We start from the raw sequence: 3,594 nt of genomic DNA, 5'->3' as shown, positions 1-3,594 counted from the left end.
TCATTGGAAAAGCTTTACCATGAAATTGATAATTAGGAGATAAAGTAATCATATCCCCCTGGTTACCACCTAAACCTATGTACGTATTTTTATCCAATAATTTACCAAATACAAAGGTTACATGTCCCTATAATTTTATATTGATTCCCGTAGAATCACAATCGGAAAATACAGCCATAGCTCCATAAAATACTTCACAACGCTCTACGAAATTATGGGTTAGAAAAGATCTGGAACCAGCTGAATGCGGTGAATCAAATTTCGGGGTTGAATTTTCTAATACCCAGCATACAAAAGATGCACACCAAGCGGTATCACTTGCATAGTTAGAGGTCCCTGCACCGTTTTTATGATAAAATAATTTACTTTATATATTTAGCTCTTGATTCATAATCTAAGGGTTGGGGATCATCTTCCAAATGCGCTCCTCCATTAAAACAATCTTTTTCTTTTTTGGCGGCTTCATACCATTCTTTAAATTTGGGTAAGCCGTAATAGTTATTCTTTATAAACTCTTTTTCGTAAGTTCCGTCATCCATGTAATGATAATAATGCCCCATAAACATTTGATTTAAATCATATCGTTTATCGTATTTAAATTGTTCTCCCCAATACAATAAATAAGCTGCAATTTTGGCTTTTTGCGAATCATTCAAATCTTGGTTTTCTTCTAGACTGTTAGTTAAATATTCTGCTACATACATTATATTTAAGTTATTTTCAGGTGGTGATAATTCTTTAAGTATGTCTAAGGTATTTTGATGTACTCTTATGTTTCCATTACAATCTTTTGTCCAAAGAAGCCTGCCTAAATTATCTAAAATTTCACTTTTTGCATACTTATAAAATAAAGGTAATTCTGTATTTTCAATTACCCATTTAAGTAATTTTTTATCTTCTGTATAGCCAAAGGTGGTTACTAAGCTCCTCATAAAATATTTATCATTATTGATTAGCCAGGCAAACTGACTCTGATCATCGTTAAATAAATATTTATTGCGGGAAATAAGTAATCGTTGATTGAATTTTCTTTGTTTAGGTAAATCTCTTACATCTTTCCATCTTAATATCATTACATCACCATCAGCAGTATTGATTGTGTGCGGTTTTTCTTCATATTTCAGAACATCAGGATAAATTTTTAGATAATCTAAAATTTGAGGAAGCGCATAAAAAAAAGTAATAAAATTATTTTTTTTATCTACATATAAATATTGTGCATCTACCGTATATGGATAAAAATTTAATTCCTTATCACATTTTGTATATAAATAAGTATCAATTTTCAAATATTGATTTGAGGAGTTATTATCAATAATCCTCCCAAACATAGTTTTAATTTTTTGATTGAAAATATCTTTTTCTGGAGTTTTATATCCGTTATTTTTTAAAATAGTATCTTCTATTGATACTAACGCATCTAAATCTTCCTTACCGTAATCATCTCCCCAATATTCAGCACTAGAACCTGTTTCAATTTGTTTAATCAGTATATTCTTTATTTCAGATGTTTCCATTTTTTTCTCTGTTGTTTTTTCATTATTTGGTCTATCTATTATTTTTTCCTGACAATTGGTTAATGAAAAAATAGTGATTGTGCTTATGAGTACTAATTTTGTTTTCATACTTTTATTTTATCTTGAACTTTCTCCTTTACTGGTATCTTGTGTTTTTTGTTTTAATTTAGCATTGGCATCTTTTATAGTTGCATATTCATCATTGGCATTTAATTTATCTTCTTCTTTAATTAGATATCCTTTAGGCTTGTAAAATCCTCTAAATTTTTTATAAACTTTGACTCCTTTTTCAGTGTAGGAATAGAAAGGCTTTCCATCATATTTATAATTAGGAGATAGAGTAATCATATCCCCCTGGTTACCACCTAAACCTATGTACGTATTTTTATCCAATAATTTACCATATACAAGGGTTACATGTCCCGATAATTTTATATTGGTTCCCGTAGAATCACAATCGGAAAATACAGCCATAGCTCCATAAAATACTTCACAACGCTCTACAGAATTATGGGTTAGAAAAGATCTGGAACCAGCTGAATGCGGTGAATTATATTTGGGAGTTGAGTTTTCTAGTACCCAGCATACAAAAGATGCACACCAAGCGGTATCACTTGCATAGTTAGAGTTCCCTGCTCCGTCTTTATGATAAAATAATTTACTTTATATATTTAGCTCTTGATTCATAATCTGTGGGTTGGGGATCATCTTCCATTCCTTTGCCTCCATTAAAGTAGTCTTTTTCTTTTTTGGCGGCTTCATACCATTCTTTAAATTTGGGTAAGCCGTAATAGTTATTCTTTATAAACTCTTTTTCGTATAAATCTTTTTGATAATTATAATTGTAGAATCTGGTCATAAACATTTGATTATAATTATATTGTTTATCGTATTTATATTGCTCTCCCCAATATAAGATATATGCTGCTATCTTGGCTTGTTGTTCAATAGTTAATTCTTCTTCTTTAAATGGAAAAGATACCATATAATTAGATATATACTCTGCTATATATTTAATATAAAGATTATCATCTGGTGTAGATAATTCCTTTATTAAATCTAAAGTATTCTGATGAACTCGTATGTTTCCATTACAATCTTTTGTCCATAATAGTTTACTTAAATCCTTTAAATTTTCTGTTTTGGCATTCTTATCAAAGTATGGTAAATTTGTATTTTCAATCACCCATTTGAGTAATTTTTTATCTTCTGTATAGCCAAAGGTTGTCACTAAGCTCCTCATAAAATATTCATCATTGTTAATTAACCAGGCAAACTGACTCTGATCATCATTAAATAAATATTTATTGCGAGAGATTATTTCATAAGGAATTTTTATTTTATAGCTATCATCAGAATTAATCTGAATTAAATTTTTTAAATATGGTAAAATTGTCATAAAATGAAATTCTTTACTAAAAAAATAATTTCCTACATCATTAAAGGAACCAAATTTAAGATCCTCAGCATTTATTATTTTATTATCTAATCTATACGAAAACCCATATAATATATATTTATATCTATTATCATTTAAATAATACCAATTACGAGAACAATTAACATTATAATTTATCTCATAATTAAATATTTTTCTCATTTTATCTTTAAAGTCAGCATCTGATATATTATCATATCCACTATTCAATAAACCAATATGAATAATTTTTAAAGCTAATTCTAAATCCTTTTCAGTATATTCGTATGGATTATCAAATTCTTCTTCATCTGTTTCAATTCTTTTTTGTAACTCAATATGCTTTTTAATATCAGCTAAATCTAACATATTTTTTGAATTATTTAAATTCTTTGTATCTGTATTTTTATCTTCTAGTTCATTTTTAGGTTGTACATTCTTCTTATTTTCCTGACATGAAATTGTAAGTATATTTCCTATAAAGAATATTGTATATATTATCCTTTTCATTTTTACATAATTTTCTTAATCGGTCTGTCTACTTTTTTTTCCTGACAATTGGTTAATGAAAAAGTAGTGATTGTGCTTATGAGTACTAATTTTGTTTTCATACTTTTATTTTATCTTGAACTTTCCCCTTTATTGGTATCTTGTGTTTTT

Annotated in this window: 3 protein-coding genes; all 3 read right to left on the bottom strand. The window is 27.9% G+C overall.

Annotation, left to right across the window (positions count from 1 at the left end):
* Positions 1 to 362 precede the first annotated feature (362 nt).
* Positions 363 to 1,625, bottom strand: coding sequence for a hypothetical protein (locus EQ921_RS14680; protein ID WP_128332202.1), 1,263 nt, complete (start codon positions 1,623 to 1,625; stop codon positions 363 to 365).
* Positions 1,626 to 1,634: 9 nt separating this feature from the next.
* On the bottom strand, positions 1,635 to 1,991 hold the full coding sequence (locus EQ921_RS14675) for a hypothetical protein (protein WP_128332201.1): 357 nt from the start codon (positions 1,989 to 1,991) through the stop codon (positions 1,635 to 1,637).
* A gap of 184 nt (positions 1,992 to 2,175) precedes the next feature.
* Positions 2,176 to 3,444: a hypothetical protein gene (locus EQ921_RS14670; RefSeq protein WP_128332200.1), complete on the bottom strand. Its 1,269-nt coding sequence runs from the start codon at positions 3,442 to 3,444 to the stop codon at positions 2,176 to 2,178.
* Positions 3,445 to 3,594 lie beyond the last annotated feature (150 nt).

It is taken from the genome of Apibacter sp. HY039 (genome assembly GCF_004023655.1).
GTDB lineage: Bacteria > Bacteroidota > Bacteroidia > Flavobacteriales > Weeksellaceae > Apibacter > Apibacter raozihei.
This window is presented reverse-complemented; position numbering and strand designations above follow the sequence as displayed.

Excerpts from the sequence above, each read along its gene's own strand:
- EQ921_RS14680 (WP_128332202.1), bottom strand. The coding sequence starts at position 1,625 with ATGAAAACAAAATTAGTACTCATAAGCACAATCACTATTTTTTCATTA.
- EQ921_RS14670 (WP_128332200.1), bottom strand. The coding sequence starts at position 3,444 with ATGAAAAGGATAATATATACAATATTCTTTATAGGAAATATACTTACA.
- EQ921_RS14675 (WP_128332201.1), bottom strand. The coding sequence starts at position 1,991 with ATGGCTGTATTTTCCGATTGTGATTCTACGGGAACCAATATAAAATTA.